This is a genomic window from Kitasatospora sp. NEAU-69 (assembly GCF_057158765.1).
Window position 1 is genome coordinate 15,098 of sequence record NZ_JBWXUE010000005.1, and the last position, 25,817, is coordinate 40,914.

Sequence of the window (25,817 nt, forward strand, 5' to 3'; positions counted from 1 at the left end):
GCGGTGGCTACTGATCGGCGCGAGCGATCAGCAGGATCTGGTTGGGCACCGGCCGGTTGGAGCGGTCGCCGTTGCTCGCGGTGAGGCTCTGCCAGGCAGACTCCAGCAGCTGCACTTCCTGCGGGTGCCGACCGGTCTTTCGAAGCGCTGCCACGGCGGCGAGCAGCGCCGTGCGGATACAGGCCATCGTTCGGTCGTCGGTGGGCGTCCTCCGCTCCCGCAGGGCGGACAGGACTTCCGAGGTCTGCGCCACGAGCGTGCGCGCCGCGTCGAGCAGCGGGTGCGACGCACCCCGATGACCTGTCTGCAGCAGGTGGTTGGCCTGGCGGACGGCGACTGCCGGATCCTCTGGCGGCCGCTGCCTCGGAGCGGCGGTCTCCGTGCCGGTGCGGGTGAGGAGCTGGTCGAGGATCTTGAGCAGCTCGTTCTTGTTTCCGCTCAGCTGAGCCGGTGGCAGGGTGGCGACCAGGGTGAGGAAGGCGGTGAGGGCGAGCTTCAGCGTTCCGGAGCGGAGGTCACGGTCGAGATCGGGGTCGAGGGCGAGCTCGATGACGAGGTCGAGGTCGGGGCCGAGCGCCACGGCGGGGGCCACACGGCCGAGGGCCTCGATGGCGCCCGGTTCGGGGCCGAGGTACTGCGGGCCCGGGAGGCTGCCGGCGAGGGCCGCGGCGGCACTGTCGAGGGCGTCGGCGAGGGCACGAGAGCTGTCCGGGCTGGGGGCGCGGGTGTTGGCGTTGGCGATGCCGTGGGCTTCGGCGCGGGTATGGTCGAGGGCTCTGAGGAGCTCGTCGGTGTGGTTGCGTAGGTCGGTGAGGCGGTAGGCGATGCCGACGAGGTCGGCTGCGCTGGAGGTCACCACAGTGGTGAGAGGATCAAGGGCGGGGATGGCGCTGAGCTGGTGCCTGATGCCGAGAGCCTCGCCGAGGCTGCGAGTGCGCGTGACGACGCTGTCCAGGTGCATGCCGAGGGCGTGGATCTGGAAGAACTGGTTGACGACGCGCCGGCGTGCGCTAGTGCCTCTGGAACGGGTGAGGCTGCGGCTGACGTTCGGATCGTTCGGATCGCGGATGAGGTCGAGGCCGTCGTCGCAGGCCTTGGTGAGTTTGCGCGCGCGTTCGGTCGTCGTTTCGGTGGACCTGATCAGGGCGAGCGCGAGTGTGAGACCGATGCCAAGGTCGCTCTCCCTGGCACCTCGCGGGTCGTCACGGAGTTCCGAGGCGCGTAGCAGGGTGCGTTGAAGCGCCCAGGTCCACTGCTCGACCCGCGCGCGTCGCGCGGACGGCGTCAGCGAGAGTTGCCGGTAGAGCGAGGTTGTGCGTTTGTCGGTGGCGGCGGTGGCGTCGCGGTGTGCGTCGACGGGCTGGTAGGGCCACGGCACCCGCGGCGGCTGGTGCAGCACCGTGCCGGTGCCGTCGTCGGACCAGACGGTGTGCCGGCTCAGGTCGGCGGCCGCGGTCGCGGCGGGGTCGGCCAGTTCGGCCGCAGTCGGCAGCCGGTAGCCGCCGTCCCCGGTGACGGTGTTGGCCCAGTTGACGAACCGTTCGGCGTCCCTCGCCTGCATGCCCGCGGCCACCGCCTGACCACCCCGGTCCGCGCCCCAGACAGTGGGTTCCAGATCGGGCTGGTGGCGCCCGTGCTCCAGCTTGTCCTGCACGAACAGGTCGTACAGCGCCTGGGACACGGGTCGGGCACAGAGCGCGGTGGTGTCGGTGAGCCTGATGGTCTCGCGCAGCGCCCGGGTCGCCTGGACGCCGACGAGCAGCGATCGGCGGGCGGGGTCGCTGCTCTGGCCGGCCTCGGGCGTGGCGAGCAGCGCGTCCAGGTCCGCCCGGGCGGCCGGATCGACGATCTTGGCCTGGTCGGCACAGTCGAAGGCCAGTGCCAGGGCGGGCACGGTGGCGGAGACCAGGCAGGCGGTGATCACCTCGGTCGCGTCGTTGTCGGCGGCCCAGAGCAGGATGGTCTCGCGCCACCACGGGTCGTTGACGCTCCCGGTCAGCACGGCGGTGTCGGCACGCGGCATGCCGAGCTGGCTCGCGGCCAGGTACTCCTGGAGGGTCAGGTGCGCGAACCCGTAGACGCCGTGCTCGCGTTCGACCAGCAGGCCGCTCTTGCGGGCCTCCTCGAGGAACACCTCGGCGCCGACCTCGCCGGGGACCTGCCGCAGCGCCCGGCGGATCGCTCTGGCGGCCTCCCGCGCCGGCCAGTCGCGAACCCGGGCCCGCATCATGGCCAGCGCCAGGTACTGCGCCACGTGCTGCTTGTGCGGACCGCTGAGACCGGTCGCGTCGCTCAGCCCGCGGGCCTCGGCGCGGCGGTGCAGCAGCACGTCGCACATCTCCGCGTACAACTCCGCACGGCTGCCCGGCAACTGGCCGCGATAGCGGTGCACGTTCGCCGTCATGGTGAGCAGCAGCGGGTTGGCCGCGAGGTCGTACAGCGCCGGTCGCGCCCGCAGGCGGGTCAGCAGATCGGACGCGGCAGCGTCCGCCGCCGCCCGCACCTCGTGCTCGCCGCCGGACCGTGCCCGGCGCTCCACGGCGAAGCACCACTGGTGCAGGAAGCGCTCGATCTGCTCCCGGGTGAACCGCCGCACCTGGAGCACCTCGGCGTTGGGGAGCGGATTCGACAGGTAGCCGTGCGGCCGCGAGGTCACGACGTAGACGTTCTGCGGGTGACGCTCGGTCTGCCGCACGACCCACGCCACCACCCGGCCGCGCTCGGCCGGATCGGCGACCTCGTCGAGTCCGTCCAGCAGCACGACACACCCGCCGCGGTCGAGCCGGCGCTCCAGCCACTGCGCCGGCACCTTCCCGCCCAGCCAGCCGGCGGAGACGACCACCGAGGCCAGCCCCGGCGGCTCGTCGGCCAGCAGTTCCCGGGCGTGGTCGCGCAGGTAGAGCAGGACCGGCAGCCGTCGTCGGCCCAGGCGGAAGCGGCCCTCGCAACGCGCCAGAGCAGTGCTGCGGGCCAGCGTGGTCTTGCCCGACCCCGGGCCGCCCAGCACGACCAGGACCCGGGCCGCCTCCTCCTTGTCCGCGTCCCGCAGGATCGACTCCAGGCTCCGGCGGCGGCCCAGCCCCACTGTCGCCTCCGCACTGGGCACGGCGCCCAGGTACGGCTCGCCGCCCGCCGCGTGCAGCGCCTGCGGCGCCAGGCTGACGTCCACGTACACCTGGTGCATCCGCAGCACGAACTCGCCCTGGGTGGCGATTCCCACGGTCTCCATGTCCCGGACCCTCGACCGCAGCTGCCGTAGGTAGACGCCTTCGGAGCGGGCGGCCCACCACAGCACCCGGCTGTCGACGGCCGCGACCGCGCGCTCGACCCAGCGCGCCTGCAGCCCGCCGAACACCTTGCCCGCGAAGCCGACCAGCAGGATCAGCGCCTCGTAGAGCACCAGCACCACGGCGGCCGCCACCGGATGCCGGACCACCAGCGAGCCGAACGTGATGCCCGCGGCACTCGGCACGCCCGCGCCGAGCGTCAGCAGGACCAGCCGGCCGACCAGTTGTGACGTCTTCACTGCTGCGCCCGCCCCTCCTCGACCCGGCGCGGTGCCGAATCGTGTCGGGATCGTTCATACCGGTAACCAGTGACCATCGAGCAGGAGTTGACCGGACTGTGGCCTGGTCGGCCGGATCTGCGAGGCAGGGCGAGGCAGGGCGGTGCGGGCCTCGCGGGCGCGGTGTGAGCGTGGCGGGCGCCCCGCACAGAGCGCCCGCCACTGATCGGTGGGGGTCAGCCGGGCAGGTTCCCCATCCACTCCTCGATGCCGGCCACCGTGCGCGGCAGCGCGCCGGACATTTACTGATGATCTGTCAAGTAAACGACATGGAGCGCCTGTTCAGTGCAACCAGCCATAGGGCCAGCAGAGGGACAACGTGTCTGAGGAGCCCTGGCCCGGGGGACCGTTCGTGTGCAGCGCTCGGGGACTCCCGGGCGTGACACCTGTCCCCAGTAAGGAATCCCTCGTGCGTTTCCGTCAAACCGCCGTCGCCGCCCTCGGCGCTCTCACGCTCCTCATCGCCGTCCCCGGCTCCGCCCACGCCGCCAGCGGAGACTTCCTCTACAAGTACGGGAAGGGCCTCCCCGCAGTAGCCGGCGACCCGGAGAGCCGTGTGTGCATCAACCTGGCAGGGGCCACCGAGCAGGACCCGGCCTTCGCGCCGGAGAACTTCACCGACGCCACCGCCACGGTCTTCCTGGACACCGACTGCAACGGTGACACCTACTACGTCATGAAGCCCGGCACGAAGCTCGACAAAACGCACAAGATGCGCTCGGTCATCTTCTCGTAGGCAGCCGGCGACGGGCGGGCGCTCCACACGGAGCGCCCGCCCTTTGGCGCACGCGAGGCCCTCGCGGTCAGCCGAGCAGGTTCCCCATCCACTCCTCGATGCCCGCCACGGTGCGCGGCAGCGCGCCCGACATCAGCTGGGCGCCGTCCTCGGTGATCACCAGGTCGTCCTCGATCCGCACGCCGATCCCGCGCAGCTCCAGCGGCAGCGTCTCGTCGTCCGGCTGGAGGTAGAGGCCGGGCTCGACGGTCAGCACCTGGCCGGCCTCCAGCACGCCGTCCAGGTACGTCTCGGAGCGGGCCTTCGCGCAGTCGTGCACGTCCAGGCCGAGCATGTGGCCGCTGCTGCAGAGGGTGTAGCGGCGGTAGAGGCCGCTGTCCTCGCGCAGGGCCTGCTCGGCGGGTATCCGCAGCACGCCCCAGTCGGCCAGGCCCTCGGCGATCACCTTCATCGCGGCGCGGTGGAAGTCGCGGAAGCTCGCGCCGGGGCGCAGTGCGGCGATGCCGGCGTCCTGGGCGGCCAGCACCAGCTCGTACGCCTGGCGCTGGACGGGCGAGAAGGTGCCGCTCAGCGGCAGGGTGCGGGTGATGTCGGCGGTGTAGAGCGTGTCGGTCTCCACGCCGGCGTCGAGCAGCAGCAGCTTGTTCGGGTCGAGCTTGCCGTCGTTGCGGATCCAGTGCAGCACGTCGGCGTGCGCGCCGGAGGCGGCGATGGTCTCGTAGCCGGTGCCGTTGCCCTCGGCGCGGGCCCGCAGGTTGAAGATGCCCTCGATCCAGCGCTCGCCGCGCGGGTGGCGCAGCGCGGCGGGCAGCGCGCGGACGACGTCCTCGAAGCCCAGCACCGTGTGGTCGACCGCCAGTTGGAGCTGGCCGACCTCCCAGGCGTCCTTCACCAGCCGCAGCTCGGAGAGCGTGACCGCGAGCTGCACCCGCTCGACGCCGCTGAGCTGCGCGTCCACCAGCGCGTCCACCACCGGGTCGACGCCGGCCAGCAGCCGGGTGGCGACCTGGCCGCCCGTCAGCAGCTTCTCGAAGTCGTCCAGGTGGTCCACCCGCAGGCCGGTGAGCTGTGCGGCCTCGGCCAGGTCGGGGCGGCGGCCGACCCAGAACTCGCCGTAGCGGCGGTCGCGGAAGAACTCGGAGTTGGAGCCGTTGCGCGGCGACCGGGGGCGCAGGTAGAGCACCGGCTCGTGACCCTCGGGGCCGGCGGGCTCGAGCACCAGCACGTTGCCGACCTGGTCCTCGCCGCTGAGGCCGGTCAGCCAGGTGTACGCGCTGTGCGGGCGGAACCGGTAGTCGCAGTCGTTGCTGCGCACCTTGAGCTGCCCGGCGGGGACGATCAGGCGCTCGCCGGGGAACGCGGCGGAGAGCCTGGCGCGGCGGGCCGGGGTGACCTCGTAGCCGGGCACCCGGTCGGTGGCGGGCAGCGGGGTGGTGGCCCAGGCGGTGCCCATGAACGCTTCGAGGGCGGGGGAGACCGGCAGGTCGTGGCTGCCGGTGTTGAGGACGGGGGACGGCTGCGAGGCCTGCGAGGTCATGTGGGGACTCCTCGGTTGTTGTGGCGCAGGGAAGTTGACGGTCGCTTTGGACACAGCTGGGTAACGGACTGCACCACCTCTTGTGCAGTGCAATTTCACATTACTATGTTACGGGTCACACCTTGCAGCGCTAGCCCCCGGTGCTGAACGGCCGCCACACCGGCCTCCTTATGGCGCCAGACCCGATCTGCGCTGGACCCGATCTGCGGAGTGCACACATGACCAGGCGTATCCACGCCGCCCTAGCGGCGGCGATCGCGGCGACACTGACCCTCGGCCTCGGGGCGTGTTCCAGCAACAACACCGGCGGTGACGGCGGTACCAACAACGGCCAGGGCATCACCACCGCGGGCGACGGGATCATCGGCGGCACGCCGGTGAAGGGCGGCACCCTGCACATCCTCTCCAACCAGGACTTCGACCACCTCGATCCGACCCGCAACTGGACCGAGCCGGTGATGGACTTCGGCATCCGCACGCTCTACCGCACGCTGACCACCTTCAAGGCCGGCCCCGGGGCCGCCGGCCTGCAGATCACCCCGGACCTGGCCACCGACCTCGGCACCCCGACCGACGGTGACAAGACCTGGACCTTCCACCTGAAGGACGGCCTCAAGTACGAGGACGGCTCACCGATCGTCGCCGACGACATCAAGTACAACGTCGAGAGATCGTTCTCCCCCGAGCTGCCCGGTGGTCCGGACTACGCCAAGCAGTACCTCGCCGGTGTGCCGGCCGGCTACGCCGGTCCGCTCCAGGGCCAGCGCCTGGGTCCGGCCTCGATCGAGGTGCCGGACGCCAAGACGATCATCTTCCACCTCAAGCGCCCGGTCGCCGAGTTCGGCTACACCGTCACGCTGCCGACGTTCGCCCCGGTGCCGATCGCCAAGGAGACGGGCGCCAACTACGACAACCACCCGGTCTCCTCGGGTCCGTACAAGATCGACACGTACGACCGCGGCAAGCAGCTGGTGCTGGTGCGCAACCCGTACTGGAACGCGTCCACCGACACGGTCCGCAAGGCGTACCCGGACAAGATCGTGATGGACCAGACGCTCAGCCCCACCGGCGTCGCGGACCGGCTGGTGGCCGACCAGGGCGACGACCAGAGCGCGATCATGTACGCGGACCTGACGCCCAGCAAGGTGCCGGACGTGCTCACCGACGCGAGCGTCAAGGCCCGTCTGGTCAGCGAGAACGAGAACTGCACGTCGATGCTGACGATGGACAACTCCAAGCCGCCGTTCAACAACCAGAACGCCCGGCTGGCGGTGGAGTACGCGATCGACAAGGGCGCGTTCCAGTCCTCGGTCGGTGGGCCGGCGCTGGCCGACATCGCCACCACCTTCCTGCCGCCCGAGCTGACCGGCGGCACCTCGGTCGACCACTTCAAGATCCCGACCGGCGGCGACCTCGACAAGGCCAAGCAGTACCTGGCCGCGGCCGGGATGAGCAGCGGCTTCTCCACCGCCATCACCGTCTCCGCCGCGCAGAAGCAGCAGGCCGAGGCGATCCAGGCCTCGCTGAAGAACATCAACGTCAACGTCACCATCAACGCGCTGGACGCGAGCGTGGTGAACGCGACGGTCGGCGACAAGAAGACCCAGACCGGCCTGGCGATCAGCGGCTGGTGTCCCGACTACCCGTCGGCCGCGACCTTCTTCCCGATGCTCTTCGACAGCCGGATCATCACCGACACCGGCAACAACGGCAACAAGGCCCGCTTCAGCGACCCGGCGGTGGACGCCGAGATGGACCGGATCGCCACCCTGACCGACGTCAAGGCCCAGAACGACGCCTGGCAGGCCCTCGACGGCAAGATCATGGACGAGGCGCCCGCCGTCCCGCTCACCTGGCAGAAGAAGCCGCTGCTGGTCGGCTCCAACATCGCCGGGGCCTACGCCCAGCCGGTCTGGTCCGCCCAGATCGACTTCGCCACCGTCGGCCTGAAGTCGGTGAAATGACCACCGGTACCGCTCCGGCGCCTGAGCTGACGAAGGCTCAGGCGCCGGCCTCCCCCTGGCGCTCGGCCTGGGGGAGGCTACGGAGGCAACGCGCCGCGATGGTGGGCCTGGGCATCATCGTCTTCTTCGTGCTGGCCGCGCTGCTGGCCCCGCTGCTGACCGCGATCTCCGGATACGGCCCGACCACCACCGACACCCGCGCGATCGACCCGTACCTGGGTGGTCTGCCGCGCGGCAACCTGGGCGGGATGAGCAGTAGGCACTGGCTCGGCGTCGAGCCGATGCTCGGCCACGACGTCTTCGCCCGGCTGCTCTACGGAGCACAGATCAGCCTGCTGGTGGCGTTCAGCGCCGCGCTGCTGATCACGGTGGTCGGGGTGGCGCTCGGCGTCACGGCCGGCTACTTCGGTGGCCGGACCGACATGGTGATCAGCCGGTTCATGGACATCATGATGTCCTTCCCGAGCCTGATCTTCATGATCGCGCTGCTCTCGGTGGTGCAGAACGCCAACCGGGTGGTGCTGCTGATCATCGTGATGAGCCTCTTCACCTGGCCGTACATCGCCCGGGTGATCCGGGGTCAGACGATCTCGCTCAAGCACCGCGAGTACGTCGAGGCGGCCCGCGCCAGCGGCACCCCGAGTTTCCGGATCCTGCTCACCGAGATCCTGCCCAACCTGACCAGCACGATCATCGTCTACATCACGCTGGCGATCCCGGGCCTGATCGGCTCCGAGGCCGGCCTGACCTACCTGGGCGTCGGCGTCCGTCCGCCGACCCCGTCCTGGGGCCAGATGATCTCCGACTCCTGGCTGTACTACAAGAACGACCCGATGTTCTTCATCCTCCCCTGCACCTGCCTCTTCCTGGTGGTGCTCGCCTTCACGCTGCTGGGCGACGCGCTGCGCGACGTCCTCGACCCGAAGGGCGGTAGCCGATGACCGCCTTCCTGATCCGCCGACTGCTCGGCATCGCCGGCACCCTGCTGGTGATCTGCGCGGTCACCTTCACCATCTTCTACCTGCTGCCGAGCGATCCGGCCGTGCAGTTCTGCGGCAAGGAGTGCTCGCCCGACCAGATCGCGCTGGTCCGCAAGCAGATGGGGCTGGACGCGCCACTGATCCTGCAGTTCCTGCGGTACGTGGTGGCCATCTTCGCCGGGCGCACCATGGGCACCGGGAACGCGGCCGTGCACTGCGACTTCCCGTGCTTCGGCTACTCGTTCCAGAGCGGCCGGCCGGTCTGGGACCTGATGATGGACCGGTTCCCGACCAGCTTCTCGCTGGCGATCGGCGCGGCGCTCTTCTGGGTGCTGCTGGGCGTGCTGGCGGGCGTGATCTCCGCACTGCGCAAGAACAGCTGGGTGGACCGCACGCTGATGGTCGGCACCATCGGCGCGGCCGCGGTGCCGGTCTACTTCACCGCCATGGTGCTGCTCTACCTGCTCTGCTCGGTGCTGGGCCTGCTGCCCTACCCGCGGTACGTCAACTTCACCGACGACCCGGTGGGCTGGGCGCAGAACCTGCTGCTGCCGTGGATCACGCTGGCGCTGGCGACCGCGGCGCTGTACGCCCGGATGACCCGCAACTCGGTGATCGAGACGCTGGGCGAACCCTACGTGCGCACCGCGCGGGCCAAGGGCCTGCGCGAGCGCCGGGTGGTCGGCAAGCACGGGCTGCGCCCCGCGCTCACGGCCGTGGTCACCATGCTCGGCATGGACCTCGGCGGCCTGCTGGCCGGCGCGGTGATCACCGAGCAGCTGTTCGGACTGCCGGGCGTCGGCAAGCTCTTCGCCGACTCGCTCTTCAAGTCCGACCAGCCGGTGGTGATGGGCATCACGCTGCTGGCCTCCTTCTTCATCGTCACCTCCAACCTGGTCGTGGACATCGTCTACGCCTGGATCGACCCGAGAGCGAGACTGTCGTGACGCTGCTCGAAGTGCGCGACCTCGCCGTCGAGTTCAACACCGCCGAGGGCCTGGTCCGGGCTGTCAAGGGGGTCGGCTTCACCGTCGAACGGGGGCGCACCCTCGGTCTGGTCGGCGAGTCCGGCTCCGGAAAATCCGTCACCTCGCTGGCCGTGATGGGCCTGCACCGGGGTGCCGAGGTCACCGGGTCGGTGAAGTTCGACGGCACCGAGCTGATCGGCGCCCCACCGGAGACCGTGCGCAAGCTGCGCGGCCGGCGGATGGCGATGATCTTCCAGGACGCGCTGACCGCGCTGCACCCGTACTTCACCATCGGCGACCAGATCGCCGAGGCGCACCACGAGCACTTCGGCTCCAGCCGCAAGGTGGCCTGGGCGCGCGCGGTGGAGGCACTCGGCGAGGTCGGGATCCCCGAACCGGCCCGGCGGGCGCACGAGTACCCGCACCAGTTCTCCGGCGGGATGCGCCAGCGCGCGATGATCGCGCTCGCGCTCTCCTGCGAGCCCGAGCTGATCATCGCCGACGAGCCGACCACCGCGCTGGACGTCACCGTCCAGGCGCAGGTGCTCGACCTGCTGATGAAGCTCAAGGACGAGCGCGGGCTGGGCATCATCATGATCACCCACGACCTGGGCGTGATCGCCCGGGTGGCCGACCAGGTGCTCGTGATGTACGGCGGCGCGGCCGTCGAAGAGGCGCCCGCCGACCGGCTGTTCGGCGCACCGCGGCACCCGTACACCCGCGGGTTGCTGGAGTCGCTGCCGCGGCTGGACGCCGCCGAGGGGGAGGCGCTGCGGGCGATCCCCGGCAGCCCGCCCTCGCTGCTCGCGCCGCCGGACGGCTGCGCGTTCCACCCGCGCTGCGCCGTCTACGCGGCCGAGCAGCGCCCGGAGTGCACGGCGGCCCGGCCGCCGCTGCGACTGGTCGCCGCGGCGCACCAGAGCGCCTGTGTGCGCGAGGAGGTGGAGTCGATATGACGGAGACGGCACCGACGGCCGTGAAGGTGACGGATCGTCAGGATGACGCGCTGCTCACGGTCGAGAACCTCGGGATGACGTTCCCGGGGCCGCGCGGCGGGCTGCGCCGGCGGGCCGGGGTCAGGGCGGTGGACGGCGTCTCGTTCGAGGTGCGGGCCGGTGAGACGCTCGGCCTGGTCGGCGAGTCCGGCTGCGGAAAGTCCACCACCGGGCGGATGCTGGTCCGGCTGCTCGATCCGACGGCGGGCCGGGTGGCCTTCCGGGGGCGCGACATCACCGGGCTCGGGCAGCGGCAACTGAGGCCACTGCGGCGCGAGTTGCAGATCATCTTCCAGGACCCCTTCGCCTCGCTGAACCCGCGGCAGAACGTCCGGCAGATCGTCTCGGCGCCGCTGCGGGCACAGGGCACGCCGGCCGCCGAGATCCGCCGTGAGGTGCGTGATCTGATCCAGCTGGTCGGCCTGGCGCCGGAGCACCTGGAGCGCTATCCGCACCAGTTCTCCGGCGGGCAGGCCCAACGGATCGGCATCGCCCGCGCGTTGGCCACCCGGCCGGCGCTGGTGGTGGCCGACGAGCCGGTCTCCGCGCTGGACGTCTCGATCCAGGCGCAGATCGTCGGGCTGATGGAGCGGCTGCAGCGGGAGCTGGGTGTCGCGTACGTCTTCATCGCGCACGACCTGGCGGTGGTCAAGCACATCAGCCACCGGGTGGCCGTGATGTACCTGGGCCGGATCGTCGAGATCGGCGACAAGGCGCAGGTGTACGCCAACCCGGCGCACCCCTACACCAAGGCGCTGCTCTCCGCGGTGCCGCTGCCGGACCCGGCGGCGGAGCGGGCCAGGGAGCGGATCGTGCTGCTGGGCGACCCGCCGAGCCCCGCGAACCCGCCCTCCGGGTGCACGTTCCACCCCAGGTGCCCGAAGGCGCAGCAGATCTGCCGCACCGAGGCGCCGCTGCTGCAGCTGGGCACCGGACCGGGGGAGCGGCAGGTGGCCTGCCACTTCCCGGAGAGCTGAGCTGGGCTCCGGTCCGAGAGCTGGGTGACCAGCTGAGTGCTGGGTGACCAGCCACACGAAACTCCCGGTCGGGCGCTGCGGGGAACCTCACGAGGGCGGCGCCCGGCCGGGCTCCAGCATGTCCGGATTCCAGCATGTCCGGGCTCCGGCGTGTCCGGGGTCCAGCGAGAACCTCTACGAAAGGCAGTTCCCGTGTCCCCTCTGAGCTGGGACGGCAGCGCGCCGCCCTCGCACCGTGCCGAGTACTCCCGGGAGATCCCGACCGAGGTCCCGGGCCTGCGGGTGCGGGCCACCGTGATCGGCGCGGACGATCTGACGGTGCGGGTCACCGGCACCGAGCGGCTGCTGCTGATCGAGGCCGCGCCGGCCGGCGCCGCCGATCCGGCGGACCAGCTGCCGGTGCGCGTCCGGGTGGAGTGGCGGCTGCCCTGCACCGGCGCCGCCGCGCTCTGGACCCCGGACACCAACTCGCGCTGGCTGCCGCCCTCCTGGCGCACGCCGCGGACCGCCTCGCTCTCCGCCGGCGTGCCGGTCGGCAGCCTGGTCGGGGCCGGCGACGCGGCCCTGTGCACGTACGCGGTCGCCGAGCGGGTGCTGCCGGTGAGCATCGGCGAAGGCGCGGTGGAGGAGACCGGCGACTTCAGCCTCTGGGTCGAGCACGACGGCCCGCTCGCGCTGCGGCTCGATCTGACCGGACGTCACTTCGCCGACACCGTCCGGGAGATGGCGAGCTGGTGGGCCGAGGTCGGGGAGCCGCGCGCCGTGCGGGTGCCGGCCGCGGCCTTCGAGCCGGTCTTCTGCACCTGGTACGTCCGGCACCTGGAGATCACCGCCGCCGAGGCCGAGCGGCTCGCCGCGCTGGCCGCCCCGCTCGGCTTCCGGGCGCTGCTGGTGGACGACGGCTGGCAGACCGAGGAGGTCTCCCGCTCGTACGCCACCACCGGCGACTGGCAGCCCGCCGAGGGGCCGTTCCCGGACTTCGCCGGCCATGTGAAGCGGGTGCAGGCGCTCGGCCTGGCCTACCTGCTCTGGCACGCGCTGCCGTTCGCCGGCGACCGCAGCGAGGCCGGCCGGCGGTTCGCGGACCGCACGCTGGCCAGGCTGCCGCAGCTGGAGACGGCCGTGCTGGACCCGGCCGACGCCGAGGTGCGCGCGCACCTGGTGGACCGGTTGAGCGCCTGCGTGGAGCGGTACGGCGTGGACGGTCTCAAGATCGACTTCATCGACACCTTCGCCCGGCACGCCACCGACCAGGTGGCGGTGGCACAAGGGGTGCGGCTGCTGCTGGCCGATCTGGACGCGCGGCTGCGGGCGGCCCGCCCGGCGGTGCTGGTGGAGCACCGGCAGCCGTACGTCGGCCCGGGGCTGTGGCCGTACGCGACGATGGTGCGGGCCACCGACTGCCCGCACAACGCGGCCGAGAACCGCCAGCGGACGGCTGACCTGCGGCTGACTGCCGGTGAACTGGCCGTCCACGCCGATCCGTTGACCTGGCACCCGGAGGAGTCGCCGGTCGGGATCGCGGTGCTGCTGCAGTCGGTGCTGTTCGCCACGCCGCAGGTCTCGGTGGATCTCGGCACGCAGAGCGAGGAGCAGTTGGCGGCGCTGCGGTTCTGGCTCTCGGTCGCGCGCGAGCACGTCGAGCTGCTGCAGCGCGGCGAGTTCCGGCCGCACCGGCCCGAGCTCGGCTACCCGCTGATCGAGGCCCGCGACGGCGGCACGCTCGCGTTCGGCCGGTACGCGGCGCTGCCGATCGACGTCACCGGCGGGTTCGACCTGCTGCTCGTCGCTAACGCCGACACCGACCCGCTGGTCCGGCTCACCTTCGCCGAGCCGCAGGAGCGGCTGCTGGTTTCGGTGCGGGACTGCCTCGGCACGGTGATCGAGGTGACTGCCACGATGCCCTCGGCCACCGAGCTCACGGTCGAGGTCCCGCAGGGTGGCCTGCTGACGCTGACCCGGACCACCTGACCCGGACCACCTGAGCTGGACCACCTGAACACGAGATCGAGGGGGCGGGCTCTGAGAGCCCGCCCCCTCGGTGACCGTGCGGGGCCTCAGCCCAAGGCGCCGCGCAGGAAGGCCAGTTCGGCCGCCGTGATGCGCTCGTTCGCGCCGTTCGGGGTCAGATGGCTGAGCCCCGGGATCGGCAGCACGCTGTGCGGGCGGCCGGCCCGGTGCAGCGCCTCGGAGAGCCGCAGCGTGTGCGAGGGGTGCACGTTGTCGTCCGCCAGGCCGTGGATCAGCAGCAGCGGACGGCTCAGCGTGGGTGCGTCGGTCAGCAGGCAGTCCGCCGCGTAACCCTCGGGGTTCTCGGCCGGCAGGCCCAGGTACCGCTCGGTGTACGCGGTGTCGTACGTGCGGAAGTCGGTCGGTGCGGCGCCGGCCGCCGCCGCGTGGAAGACGTCCGGGCGGCGCAGCACCGCCATCGCCGCGAAGTAGCCGCCGTAGGACCAGCCGCGCACGCCGACCCGGCCGAGGTCCAGATCCGGTTCGCGCTCGCCGAGCGCGAGCAGCGCGGCGACCTGGTCGTCGAGGGTGACCTTGGAGAAGCCGCGGAAGACCGCCTTGCTGAAGGCCGGCGAGACGTACGGCGTGCCGCGGTTGTCCGTGGTGACCACCGCGAAGCCCTGGTCGGCCCACCACTGGCGCAGCTGCCAGCGGCGCGGCTCGTTCGCCACCGCCTGGAAGCCCGGACCGCCGTACACGTCCAGCAGCACCGGCAGCCGCTGCCCGGCGACGTGCCCGCTCGGGTACACCACGGAGGTCGGCAGCCGGTGTTCGGTGACCCGGGCCAGCTTGGGGCGGACCAGGTAGGGCAGCGGCTCGGAGAGGTCGGTCAGCATGATCGAGAGCTCGCCGCGCCGCACCCGGCGCCGGATGCCCGACGGCGAGGCCCAGGTCACCAGCAGGCTGTCACCGGCGGCCAGCGCGGAGTGCACGCCAGGCCCCGAGGTGAGCTGCTGCACGCCGCCGTCGGTCGGGTCGAGCAGGTAGGCCTGCTGGTCGGCCGGATCGCCCTCGCCCGCCTCGATCAGCAGCCGGTCGCCCACGCGGCCGACCACCCGGCGCACCTGGAGCGAGTCAGGGCTGATGATCTTCCCGTCCACGGCGAGCGCCCGCACCTTGCCGTCGGGCGTGTCGGCGGCGGTGAGCAGCCGACCGTCGGCGAGCCGGGCCGGGGTGCCGGGCAGGTCGTCCACCCAGTACTCGTCCACCGTGCGGGAGAGCTCGCTGGTCGCGCCGGTGGCGGGGTCGGCGCTGAGCAGCAGCACGGTCTGCTGGAGGCGGTCGGCGACCGTCAGCAGGATGTCCGCCTCCCAGGCGACGGCGCAGACGTACGGGTACCGCTCGGCGTCCCAGTCCAGCCGTACCCGGCCGCCGTCCAGGCCGAGCACCCAGAGCTGGACGTCCGCGTTCGGCCCGCCGGCCTGCGGGTAGGCGAAGGACTCGGCCGGGCGCTCGGGGTGCGCGGGGTCGGCGAAGTGGCGGCGGGGCAGCGCGGACTCGTCCACCCGGGCGGCCAGCACCGCGCTGCCGTCGGGGGACCACCAGTGGCCGCGGTGCCGGTTCAGCTCCTCGGCGGCGGCGAACTCGGCCACGCCCCAGCGGGCGCCGTCCGGCGGGCTGAGCGGCTCGGCGGCGCCGGTCAGGTGGAGCGCGTCGTCGGCGACGTACGCGGTGCGGCTGCCGTCCGGGCTCGGGCGCGGGTCGAAGGCCGGTCCGGCGACGGGCAGTTCGGTGCACTCGCCGAGCTCGGTGACGCGGAACAGGCGCCCGTCCAGCGTGAAGACGGCGGCGGAGGCGTCGGGGGTGCCGGCGTAGCTGCCGATGCCCGGCGCCCAGAGCCGGCTGCGCTCGCGCAACCGGCGCTCCACCACGGGCAGATCGGCGACCGCGCCGGTGCGGCCGGGCGCGAGCGCGGCGGGGTCGGCCAGTTCGCGCTCCTGACCGCTGGTCAGGTCGAGCAGCCAGAGCCGGTCGACGGGATCCTGCGGACCCGTGGACCGCAGGAAGAGCAGCCGGGTACCGTCCGAGGAGAAGGTGAAGGCGCGCGGCGCGCCGAAGCCGAAGCGGCCGGTGCGGGCGCTCAGCGCGAGAAACTGATCGGGGAGTGGGCCATCGGGGAGTGGGCCAGCGGGGCCTGAGCGGTCGGGGAGTCGGGGGCTCTCTGCGTCGGTCACGGCCCGATGGTTGCCGTGTGAGCGGTGGTTCGGCTAGAACTATGCAGTGTGAAATGTCACACATCACTTGACCAGGCCGAGCCGCCGGCGCCGATCGAGGGCGCCGCTGCGCTCTTCGCCCTCGATCCCGCCGTCGCCCACCTCAACCACGGCTCCTACGGCACCGTCCCGATCGAGGTCCGGCAGGCCCAGGCCCTGCTGCGGGACGAGCAGGAGGCCGACCCCGACGGCTTCTTCCAGCAGCTGCCCGACCGGGTGATCGCGACCCGCGGCGCGATCGCCGCGGCGCTCGGCGCCGATCCGCAGGGCCTCGCGCTGGTCACCAACGTCACCGAGGCGGTCGCGGTGGCGCTGGACAGCATCCCGTTCGAGCCGGGGGACGAACTGCTGGTGACCGACCACGGCTACGGCGTGGTCAACCTGGCCGCCGAGCGCCGGGCGGTCGAGTGCGGCGCGGTGCTGCGCACCGTCGCGCTGCCGCTCGACGCGGACGGCGAGGCGGTCGCCGAGGCGGTGCTGGCCGCCGTCGGCCCGCGCACCCGGCTGGCGATCCTGGACCGGGTCACCTCGCCGACCGCCCGGGAGGTCGCCACCCCCGCGCTGCTGCGCGCGCTCGCCGAGCGCGGTGTGATCACCATGGTGGACGCCGCGCACGCGCCCGGCATGCTGGATCCGGAACTGGACGTCGCCCGGCCCGACTTCTGGTTCGGCAACCTGCACAAGTGGGCGTTCGCCCCGCGCCCGACCGCGGTGCTCGCGGTCGCCGAGCAGTGGCGCGACCGGATCCGCCCGCTGATGTACTCCTGGGCGCACCAGGAGGGGTTCCCGCTCAACGTGGAGTGGCGCGGGACGGTCGATTACACGGGCTGGCTGGCCGCGCCGACCGGGTTGGCGGTGCTGGACCGGCTGGGCGTGGCCCGGGTGCGCGAGCACAACGCGCAACTCGCGGCGTACGGGCAGCGGCTGCTCGTCGAGCTGGCCGGGCTGCCCGCGCTGCCGGCCTCACCGGGCGTCTCGATGCGCGCGGTCCGGCTGCCGGTCGGGGTGGCGGAGCGCGAGGATGAGGTGCGGCCGCTGATGACGGCCGCGCTGGAGCGGCTCGGCACCCGGATCGCGGTGCGGCCCTGGGCGGGCGGCGGGGTGCTGCGGGTCAGCGCCCAGGTCTACAACCGGCCCGAGGAGTACGAGCGGCTGGCCAAGGGGATCCGCGCGCTGCTCTGAGTCCGTGGTGGGCTCAGACCTCCAACGAGCTTTCGATGATCTTGAGTTGGTGGCGGGCCATGGCGAGGTTGGACCGGCCGCGGTCGAGCGCGAGGTAGAGGAAGAGCCCGCGGCCGGTCTTCGTGGTGAGCGGCCGGATCAGGTGGTACTGGTTGCTGAGCGAGATCAGGATGTCCTCGATCTCGTTGTCGTGCAGATTGAGCATCTCCATGGTCCGCATCTTGGCCCGGACCACGTCGGTGTTGCCGGCGGCGGCGACGTTCAGGTCCAGCTGGGCGCCGTCGCCGAGCGCGCCCAGCGCCATGCCGCTGCCGTAGTCGACGAGGGCGACGCCGATCGCGCCCTCGATGGTCATCGCTTCCTTCAGGGCGGTTTCCAGATTCGCCATGCTGTTCTCCAGGTCAGGTCGTGGGTCAGGTCGTCGTCGGCTGCCCCGACTCTAGGGAGGGCGACAACGCTGTGTTGACGAGTGGCTACAGCTGGACAGACTCTGATCGATGTTGATCGAAGCCGCCCATTTACGGGCAATAAATCGGTGCGATCAATGTCAGCCCTGCCGGGTAACCTCAGGCTGAGATGCTGGAACACCACGAGACAGACCCTCGTCCCGACCACCACACCAGGAGCAGCGCCCCGTTGTCCGATGACGACGCGATGAGCCCGGCCGAGGCCTACGCGGCCTCCCGCCGACGTGCCAAGGAGCAGGCCACCGCCCTGCACGGCTTCCAGGAGCTCTACGACTTCCCGCTCGACCCGTTCCAGCTGGAGGCCTGCGAGACGCTGGAATCCGGCCAGGGGGTGCTGGTCGCCGCGCCGACCGGCTCCGGCAAGACCATCGTCGGCGAGTTCGCCGTCCACCTGGCCCTGGCCGGCGGCCGCAAGTGCTTCTACACGACGCCGATCAAGGCCCTCTCCAACCAGAAGTACGCGGACCTGGTCAAGCGCTACGGCGCCGCCAAGGTCGGCCTGCTCACCGGTGACAACTCGGTCAACGGCGACGCGCCGGTGATCGTGATGACCACCGAGGTGCTGCGCAACATGCTCTACGCGGGCTCGCAGACGCTGAACGGCCTCGGTTACGTGGTGATGGACGAGGTGCACTACCTCGCCGACCGGTTCCGCGGCGCGGTCTGGGAGGAGGTGATCATCCACCTGCCCGACTCGGTCACGCTGGTCTCGCTCTCCGCGACCGTCTCCAACGCCGAGGAGTTCGGCGACTGGCTGGACACCGTGCGCGGCGGCACCAAGGTGATCGTCTCCGAGCACCGCCCGGTGCCGCTCTGGCAGCACGTGATGGCCGGCAACCGGACGTACGACCTCTTCTCCGACCCGGACGTGGACGGTCGCCCGAAGTCCAGCCCGCGCCACCCCGCGAAGGCCGTCAACCCCGAGCTGGTGCGCCTGGCCCGTTCGGAGGCCGACCGCAACCCCAAGTTCGCCGGGCGCGGCCGCGGCCGCTCGATGCCGTCCGGCCGTCCGGGCCGGATCTGGACGCCCGGCCGGGCCGAGGTGATCGACCGGCTCGACGCCGAGGGCCTGCTGCCCGCGATCACCTTCATCTTCAGCCGGGCCGGCTGCGAGGCGGCCGTCCAGCAGTGCCTCAACTCCGGCCTGCGGCTGAACACCGAGCAGGAGCGCGCCCAGGTGCGCGCGCTCGTCGAGGACCGCTGCGCGGCGATCCCCGACGAGGACCTGCACGTGCTCGGCTACTTCGAGTGGCTGGACGCGCTGGAGCGCGGCGTCGCCGCCCACCACGCGGGCATGCTGCCGCGGTTCAAGGAGGTGGTCGAGGAGCTCTTCCTGAAGGGGCTGGTCAAGGCCGTCTTCGCGACCGAGACGCTGGCGCTGGGCATCAACATGCCGGCCCGCTCGGTGGTGCTGGAGAAGCTCGTCAAGTGGAACGGCGAGACCCACGCCGACATCACGCCCGGCGAGTACACCCAGCTGACCGGCCGCGCCGGGCGGCGCGGCATCGACATCGAGGGCCACGCGGTCGTGCTCTGGCAGCGCGGTCTCGACCCCGAGGCGCTGGCCGGGCTGGCCGGCACCCGGACCTACCCGCTGAAGTCCTCCTTCAAGCCGTCGTACAACATGGCCGTCAACCTGGTCTCCCAGTTCGGCCGGCACCGCTCGCGCGAGCTGCTGGAGACCTCGTTCGCGCAGTTCCAGGCGGACCGCTCGGTGGTCGGCCTGGCCAAGCAGGTGCAGCGCAACGAGGAGGGCCTGGAGGGCTACCGCGAGGCGATGACCTGTCACCTCGGCGATTTCGACGAGTACATGGGCCTGCGCCGGCGGCTGAAGGACCGGGAGAACGAACTCGCCCGGGAGGGCACCGGCCAGCGCCGCGCCGAGGCGATCGAGTCGATCGAGGCGCTCAAGCCGGGCGACGTCATCCACGTGCCGACCGGCAAGTTCGCCGGCCTCGCACTGGTGCTCGACCCTGGCCTGCCGCCGGTCAGCCGCTCGCCCCGCACCCACCGCCACCCCGACTACCAGGACGGCCCGCGCCCGGTGGTGCTCACCGCCGAGCGGCAGGTCAAGCGGCTCGCGATGATCGACTTCCCGCACCCGGTGGCCGTGCTGGAGCGGGTGCGGATCCCGAAGTCCTTCAACCCGCGCAGCCCGCAGTCCCGGCGCGACCTGGCCTCGGCGCTGCGCACCAAGGCCGGCCACCTGGAGCCGGACCGCTACCGCAGGGGCCGGGCGGCCGCCGCCGACGATCCGGAGATCACCCGGCTGCGCGCCGAGCTGCGCCAGCACCCGTGCCACGGCTGCGACGACCGGGAGAACCACGCCCGGTGGGCCGAGCGCTACCACCGCCTGCACCGGGACAACGAGGTGCTGGAGCGCCGGATGCGTTCGCGCACCCACACCATCGCCCGCACCTTCGACCGGGTCTGCGGCCTGCTCACCGACCTCGGCTACCTGGTCGGCGACACCGTCACCGACGACGGCCGGCGGCTCGGCCGGCTCTACGGCGAGCTCGACCTGCTCGCCTCCGAGTGCATCCGCGAGGGCGTCTGGCAGGACCTTGCCGCAGCCGAACTCGCCGCCTGCGCCTCGGCGCTGGTCTACGAGGCCCGGCAGGCCGACGACGCGCTCGCGCCCCGGCTGCCGGAGGGCAAGGCGAAGGACGCGCTCGGCCGGATGGTCCGGATCTGGGGCCACCTGGACGCGCTGGAGGAGCAGCACCGGATCAACACCGCCGAGGGCGTCGGCCAGCGCGAGCCCGACCTGGGCTTCGCCTGGGCCGCCTACCGCTGGGCGCTGGGGCACAGCCTCGACGCGGTGCTGCGCGACGCCGACATGCCGGCCGGCGACTTCGTCCGCTGGACGAAGCAGCTGATCGACGTGCTCGGCCAGATCCAGGACGCCGCGGGCGAGGACGCCCAGCTGCGCAGCACCGCCCGCAAGGCGGTGGACGGGCTGCGCCGCGGCATCATCGCGTACTCCTCGGTGGGCTGACGGCGACGGCTTACGCGAACGGCCCGGGCAGCGGCTTCGCTGCCCGGGCCGTTCGCTTTTCTGCTGCTGCTGCTGTTGCTGCTTGGTCAGCCGAGCTGGAAGGTCGCCTCGACCGGGTAGTGGTCGCTCGGGGACTGGGTGTCCAGCTGGCCGGCGGTCCAGCCGGACTGCGGGTCGAAGTCGGCCTTGACGGTCGGCAGCGCGAGCGGGACCGGGCGGTTCGGGGCGTTCAGGTAGCCGAGGTAGTCCAGGTCGTCGCGGTAGTCGACCGGGAAGCTCTCGACACCGGACATGTACTGGCACCAGGAGGAGACCGTGCAGTCCATGGTGGTCAGCGTCTGGTTCGGGTCGAGCGCGGGGGAGCCGAGCACGCCGTTGACCGCGTTCTGCGAGTTGGTGTAGTCGCCGCGGGACTGGCCGTGGTAGTACTCCACGTTCAGGTCGCCGCCGAAGAGCACCGGGGCGCTCGCGCCGACGATGCCGTTGACCCAGGAGCGGACCTCGCCGAGCTGGCCGAGGCGGGTGGCCTGGGTGGTGTCGGTGGAGGTGCCGTCCTGGTCGGCCTGCAGGTGCGTGCCGGCCACCCAGCTGGTGACGCCGTTCTTGTTGATCTTGGCGAGCACAGCGCCCTTGTTGGCGTTGTAGTCCCAGGTGCCGCTGGTGGAGTTGCTGTACACGTGCGCGTACTGGGCGGCGATCGGGTACTTCGAGAGGATCATCGTGCCGCCGTTGATCACGAACGGCGAGTTCGAGCAGTTGCCGCTGATCCCGTTCCAGCCGCCGCCGGAGCAGACCTGGCCGACCACGGGGGTGTGGTACGGGTAGACGTCCGCGAGCTTGCTGATGATGTCGCTGGTCGAGCTGCCGTTGAACAGCTCGTCCAGGATCACCACGTCGTCGTTGTGCTGACGGATGATCGACTCGATCACCGGCGTGCGGGTGCTCGCCTGCTCGTTCTGGCTCCAGTCGACGATCGGCGTGCCGAGGTCGACGTTCCAGGCGAAGACCGAGAGGGTGCTGCCGGCCGGCACCGCCGAGGCGGTGGTGGCAGCGGTGCCGCTGAGCAGGGCGGCCGCGGCGGTGGCAGCGGACAGCGCGGCGGCGGTGCGACGCAGGGTCATGGAAGAGGCTCCTGAGGGCGGGTCAGTCGTGCCTGACAGCCGAGAACCGTAGCTACTCGCGGGTACGCGCGGGAGAACGCCAGCCGAGCGCTCCATGGCAGGAAGATGTCTGCACAACCCCGTCCGTTAACCAACCATCTTGGCTGTACAACCCGGCGGCTACTGCTCGGGGCGGCGGGCCCAGCAGGTGATCAGGGGCGCGGTGGTGACGTCCAGTTCGTCGGTGGCCAGGTTCGCCAGGTGCCGCTCGATCTCGTCCGGGTCGATCGCCACGCCGTCGGTCAGCACGCGCCCGGTCAGCTGCTCGCGCAGCTGGCGCACGGTCGCCGCCTCGAGCTCGCGGCAGGCCGGTGAGGTGACCGGGAAGTACGCCTCGGCCTGCACATCGACCAGCCCGGCGGCGCGCAGCAGGCGCGGCACAGTCCGCCCGAACCCGAGGTCGACACCGCGATCGGCGAGCAGTGCCCGGAACCCGCGTCGTATCCGGTTCGCCAGCTCCTCGGCCGGGCCCTGCTCGTCCGGACAGGCGAGCGGCTGCAGCGCCGGGTCGGCGTCCTCGATCACCAGCCAGCCACCGGGCCGGACGGCCGCGGCCATCCGCCGCAGCGCCTCGGCCCGGTCCGGCAGGTGGACCAGCACCAGCCGGGTGTGCACCAGGTCGAACTCGCCCGCCGGCGGCTCGTCCCGGGCCACGTCGTGCTGCAGCACCTCGAACCCGGCGCGCTGCGAATCCTGGTCCGCATCGGTGAGCCAGGAGGTGTCGATGTCCGTGGCCAGCACCCGGCCCGCCGGGCCGACCCGCTCGGCCAGCGCAGCCGGCAGCGCGGCGCCGCCCGCGCCGACCTCCCAGCAGTGCTTGCCGCTCAGCGGCCCGAGCCGGTCCAGGTGCTCCAGCGTCCACGGATCGAACAGCTCGGCCAGCGCGGTGAAGCGCCGGCCCGCCTCGCGCTGCCGGTTGTCCAACAGGTACCCGTTCTCGGATGTCATCTGCTCAGTTGCCCTTCGTTGCGAGTGTGTCCAGCAGCCGGCCGAGCGAGCTGCCCAGGCCCCAGCGGGCGGCGAGCGCTTCGAGCGTCATCGGATCCAGCGGTTCGGTCGGCAGCTCGGGGTCGAAGGCGGGCAGCTCGATGTCGGTCGCCACCCGCACCACGGTCGGCGCCACGTCGAGGTAGGCCGCGCCCTCCAGCAGGTTCCTGCGGCGGGCCGGGGTGAGCTTGGAGAAGGGGTCGGCGGCGGCGGCGCGGATGCCGGCGAGGTCGCCGTACTCGGCGATGAGCTGGGCGGCGGTCTTCTCGCCGATGCCCTTGACGCCGGGCAGGCCGTCGCTCGGGTCGCCGCGCAGGGCGGCCATGTCGGCGTACTGGGAGCCGGTCACGCCGTACTTCTCGCGCAGGGCGGCCTCGTCGGTGAACTGTGCGGCGCCGACGCCCTTGATCGGGTAGAGCACGACCACCCCGCGGGCGTCGTCCACCAGCTGGAAGAGGTCGCGGTCGCCGGTGACGATCCGCACCGGGCCGCTCGACCGGGTGGCGAGCGTGCCGATCACGTCGTCCGCCTCGTAGCCGGGTACGCCGACCCGGGCGATGCCGAGGGCGTCGAGCACCTGCTCGATGATCGGGACCTGCGGGGAGAGCGTGTCCGGGATCTCCTCGACGCCGTCCGCGCCGGCCGGCTGCTCGGCGGCGAGCCGGTGCGTCTTGTAGGTCGGGATCAGGTCCACCCGCCACTGCGGGCGCCAGTCCGCGTCCATGCAGGCCACCAGCTGGTCGGGCTGGTGGTCCTGGACCAGGCGGGTGATGAAGTCCAGCAGCCCCCGGACGGCGTTCACCGGAACGCCGTCCGGGGACTTCACGGACTCGGGCACGCCGAAGTAGGCCCGGAAGTAGAGGCTGGCGGTGTCGAGCAGCATCAGGGTCACGCCCTGATCATCCCGCACGCCACTGACAGTTCTCACGGAAGACACCGCGCAGCCGGACTCAGGCGTAGCCGCGTTCAGGCCTGCAGCCGCACCGCCGCGCCGGTGACCCGTACCCGGAGGTCGCCGGCCCGCAGCTCGACCGTCAGCAGGCCGGGGCTGCCGAGGTCCTCGCCCTGATGCAGCGTCAGCTCGGCCGTCTCGCCGGTCTCGCCGAGCTCGCGCAGGTACGCGCCGAACGCGGCGGCCGCAGCGCCGGTGGCCGGGTCCTCCACCACGCCGCCGACCGGGAACGGGTCGCGGACGTGGAAGACGGCCGCCGACTCGCGCCAGACCAGCTGGAGGGTGACCAGGTCGCGAGCCGTCATGAAGGCGGCCAGCCGGTCGAAGTCGTAGTCCAGCTCGGCCAGCCGCTGCCGGGTCGCGGCGGCGATCACCAGGTGCCGGGCGCCGGCGTAGGCGATCCGCGGCGGCAGCTTCGGGTCGAGGTCGGCGGCCGGCCAGCCGAGTGCGGCGAGCGCCTCCTGCACGTCGGCCTCCGGGACGTCGAGCACGTGCGGCTCGACGCTGGTCAGCGTCGCGCGCAGGACGCCGTCCGGACCGGCGGCGACGGTGACCGGGACGGTGCCCGCCTTCGTCTCGAAGACCAGATCGCCGGGGCCGGTCAGGTCGGCCACGGCGACCGCGGCGGCGATGGTGGCGTGGCCGCAGAACGGCACCTCCAGCGTCGGCGCGAAGTAGCGGACCAGGTAGGTGCGCTCGCGGCCCTGCGGGTCGGGGGTGAGGAACGCGGTCTCGGAGTAGCCCAGCTCGGCCGCGGTGGCCAGCATCTGCTGGTCCGTCAGGCCGGTGGCGTCCGGCACCACGCCCGCCTTGTTGCCGCCGTCGGGGGAACAGGTGAACGCGGTGTACCGCAGCACTGTGGTCATGATCGTCGCAACGCCCGGTCCGGGCCGGGAATTCCGGTCACCGGGGGCGTGTGGTCGGTGCGGTGCGTGCGCCGTCCGTACGTGCGCCGTCAGTGCGTGTGCGGGCCGGCCCGGTGGACCGGGCCGTGCGAGTCGGCGCAGTGCTCGACGGTCGCGACGACGTCGGCCGCGTCGGTGATCTGGAGCAGCTGCTGGTCGTCGTCCTCGCCGAGGTGGTCCACCTGGAGCGTGGCGTGGGTGATCTGGTACTCCTCGCGCAGCCGGCGCTGGAGGTCACGGCGCACGGCGTGGCAGTCGCCGCCGGGCGCGACCAGGATGTGCGCGGAGAGCGCGGGCTGGCCGGAGGTGATCTCCCAGACGTGCAGGTCGTGGATCTCCTCCACCTGCGGCGCGACGACGAGCCGGTCGGCCAGCGCGTCGGGGTCGACACCGGCCGGTGCGGCCTCCAGGAAGATCCGCCCGGACGCCCGGACGAGCCCGATCCCGGCCCGCAGCATCAGCGCCACCACGATCAGCGAGGCGATCGCGTCGGCCCGCAGGAACCCGGTGGTCAGCATGATCGCGCCGGCCACCGCGGTCGCGATGAAGGCGTACAGGTCGGTCACCACGTGCTGGAACGCGCCCTCGACGTTGAGCGAGCTGCGGTTCGCCTTGGACATGCACCAGGCGGCGGCGATGTTGATGACGATCCCGACCAGCGCGGTGACCAGGACCAGGCCGCCCTGGACCTTCGGTGGCTCGATCAGCCGGCCGATCGACTCGTAGCCCAGCCAGACGGAGAGCACCAGCAGCGTGACGCCGTTCGCCTGGGCGGAGAGGATCTCGGCCCGCTTGAGGCCGTACGTGTAGCCGCCGCGAGCCGGTTTGGCGGCCAGCCGCATCGCGATCAGGGCGAGCACGATCGAGGCGGCGTCGGTCAGCATGTGCGCGGCGTCGGAGATCAGCGCGAGCGACTTGGCGGCGAAGCCGACCACGACCTCGGCGGCCATGAAGGCCACGATCAACGCGAGCGCACTGGTCAGCCAGCGGCGGTCGGCATCGGCGGCCACGCCGTGCGAGTGGCCGCCGTGACCGTGACTGTGACCGTGGCCACCGTGGGCGTGCCCGTGGTCGCCGTGAGCGGTTGCCGACCCGTGCTCGTGCTCGTGGCCGGGCTCGTGGCCGTGGTCATGGTCGTGCTGCTGGTCCGTGTGGCCGGCCATCGCGGTCGTCTCCTGAGCGCAGGTGGGGTCGAGGACGGATGCCCTGAAGGGAAGTGAA

At 72.0% G+C, this 25,817-nt stretch carries 18 protein-coding genes; 9 read left to right on the forward strand and 9 right to left on the reverse strand.

The window, feature by feature from the left end; genetic code table 11:
• Positions 1-7 precede the first annotated feature (7 nt).
• Complete coding sequence (locus tag AC060L_RS07510; RefSeq protein WP_483797776.1) at positions 8-3,526, reverse strand: NACHT domain-containing protein; 3,519 nt, start codon at positions 3,524-3,526, stop codon at positions 8-10.
• A gap of 448 nt (positions 3,527-3,974) precedes the next feature.
• Between AC060L_RS07510 and AC060L_RS07515 the strand changes: the two genes are divergently transcribed.
• Complete coding sequence (locus AC060L_RS07515) at positions 3,975-4,301, forward strand: hypothetical protein (RefSeq protein WP_483797777.1); 327 nt, start codon at positions 3,975-3,977, stop codon at positions 4,299-4,301.
• Positions 4,302-4,368: 67 nt separating this feature from the next.
• On the opposite strand, the gene AC060L_RS07520 is transcribed toward AC060L_RS07515, so the two are convergent.
• Positions 4,369-5,838 carry an aminopeptidase P family protein gene (locus AC060L_RS07520; RefSeq protein ID WP_483797778.1) on the reverse strand — a complete coding sequence of 490 codons (1,470 nt, stop codon included), beginning with the start codon at positions 5,836-5,838 and terminating at the stop codon, positions 4,369-4,371.
• Positions 5,839-6,056: 218 nt separating this feature from the next.
• Here AC060L_RS07520 and AC060L_RS07525 point away from each other — a divergent pair, with 218 nt between their 5' ends.
• From AC060L_RS07525 to AC060L_RS07550, 6 genes are all read left to right on the forward strand, one after another.
• Positions 6,057-7,802, forward strand: coding sequence for an ABC transporter substrate-binding protein (locus AC060L_RS07525; protein WP_483797779.1), 1,746 nt, complete (start codon positions 6,057-6,059; stop codon positions 7,800-7,802).
• Positions 7,799-8,743, forward strand: a complete 945-nt coding sequence (locus tag AC060L_RS07530; protein ID WP_483797780.1) for an ABC transporter permease — start codon at positions 7,799-7,801, stop codon at positions 8,741-8,743. The genes AC060L_RS07525 and AC060L_RS07530 overlap by 4 nt, the downstream gene beginning before the upstream one ends.
• A complete protein-coding gene (locus AC060L_RS07535; protein ID WP_483797781.1) occupies positions 8,740-9,729 on the forward strand; it encodes an ABC transporter permease in 990 nt (329 codons plus the stop codon). The genes AC060L_RS07530 and AC060L_RS07535 overlap by 4 nt, the downstream gene beginning before the upstream one ends.
• Positions 9,726-10,706 (forward strand): ABC transporter ATP-binding protein, encoded by a 981-nt coding sequence (locus AC060L_RS07540; protein WP_483797782.1) that lies wholly within the window; start codon positions 9,726-9,728, stop codon positions 10,704-10,706. Before AC060L_RS07535 ends, AC060L_RS07540 begins: the two co-directional genes overlap by 4 nt.
• Positions 10,703-11,722, forward strand: a complete 1,020-nt coding sequence (locus AC060L_RS07545; protein WP_483797783.1) for an ABC transporter ATP-binding protein — start codon at positions 10,703-10,705, stop codon at positions 11,720-11,722. Before AC060L_RS07540 ends, AC060L_RS07545 begins: the two co-directional genes overlap by 4 nt.
• A gap of 192 nt (positions 11,723-11,914) precedes the next feature.
• On the forward strand, positions 11,915-13,693 hold the full coding sequence (locus AC060L_RS07550; RefSeq protein ID WP_483797784.1) for an alpha-galactosidase: 1,779 nt from the start codon (positions 11,915-11,917) through the stop codon (positions 13,691-13,693).
• 86 nt (positions 13,694-13,779) lie between these two features.
• Here AC060L_RS07550 and AC060L_RS07555 read toward each other — a convergent pair whose 3' ends face one another.
• Positions 13,780-15,906 (reverse strand): S9 family peptidase, encoded by a 2,127-nt coding sequence (locus AC060L_RS07555; protein WP_483797785.1) that lies wholly within the window; start codon positions 15,904-15,906, stop codon positions 13,780-13,782.
• Positions 15,907-15,954: 48 nt separating this feature from the next.
• On the opposite strand from AC060L_RS07555, the gene AC060L_RS07560 reads away from it, so the two are divergent.
• Complete coding sequence (locus AC060L_RS07560) at positions 15,955-17,127, forward strand: aminotransferase class V-fold PLP-dependent enzyme (protein WP_483797786.1); 1,173 nt, start codon at positions 15,955-15,957, stop codon at positions 17,125-17,127.
• Between the two features lie 13 nt (positions 17,128-17,140).
• On the opposite strand, the gene AC060L_RS07565 is transcribed toward AC060L_RS07560, so the two are convergent.
• Positions 17,141-17,515, reverse strand: a complete 375-nt coding sequence (locus AC060L_RS07565) for a hypothetical protein (RefSeq protein WP_483797787.1) — start codon at positions 17,513-17,515, stop codon at positions 17,141-17,143.
• A gap of 266 nt (positions 17,516-17,781) precedes the next feature.
• Between AC060L_RS07565 and AC060L_RS07570 the strand changes: the two genes are divergently transcribed.
• Positions 17,782-20,592 (forward strand): DEAD/DEAH box helicase, encoded by a 2,811-nt coding sequence (locus AC060L_RS07570; RefSeq protein ID WP_483798013.1) that lies wholly within the window; start codon positions 17,782-17,784, stop codon positions 20,590-20,592.
• Positions 20,593-20,678: 86 nt separating this feature from the next.
• On the opposite strand, the gene AC060L_RS07575 is transcribed toward AC060L_RS07570, so the two are convergent.
• The 5 genes from AC060L_RS07575 to AC060L_RS07595 all read right to left on the reverse strand — a co-directional run bounded on the left by AC060L_RS07575 (position 20,679) and on the right by AC060L_RS07595 (position 25,759).
• Positions 20,679-21,713 carry a sphingomyelin phosphodiesterase gene (locus AC060L_RS07575; protein ID WP_483797788.1) on the reverse strand — a complete coding sequence of 345 codons (1,035 nt, stop codon included), beginning with the start codon at positions 21,711-21,713 and terminating at the stop codon, positions 20,679-20,681.
• Between the two features lie 159 nt (positions 21,714-21,872).
• Complete coding sequence (locus AC060L_RS07580; protein WP_483797789.1) at positions 21,873-22,700, reverse strand: methyltransferase domain-containing protein; 828 nt, start codon at positions 22,698-22,700, stop codon at positions 21,873-21,875.
• 4 nt (positions 22,701-22,704) lie between these two features.
• Complete coding sequence (locus AC060L_RS07585; protein WP_483798014.1) at positions 22,705-23,622, reverse strand: 5'-3' exonuclease; 918 nt, start codon at positions 23,620-23,622, stop codon at positions 22,705-22,707.
• 83 nt (positions 23,623-23,705) lie between these two features.
• Positions 23,706-24,557 (reverse strand): PhzF family phenazine biosynthesis protein, encoded by an 852-nt coding sequence (locus AC060L_RS07590; protein ID WP_483797790.1) that lies wholly within the window; start codon positions 24,555-24,557, stop codon positions 23,706-23,708.
• Between the two features lie 89 nt (positions 24,558-24,646).
• Positions 24,647-25,759 (reverse strand): cation diffusion facilitator family transporter, encoded by a 1,113-nt coding sequence (locus tag AC060L_RS07595; RefSeq protein ID WP_483797791.1) that lies wholly within the window; start codon positions 25,757-25,759, stop codon positions 24,647-24,649.
• Between the last annotated feature and the right edge of the window lie 58 nt (positions 25,760-25,817).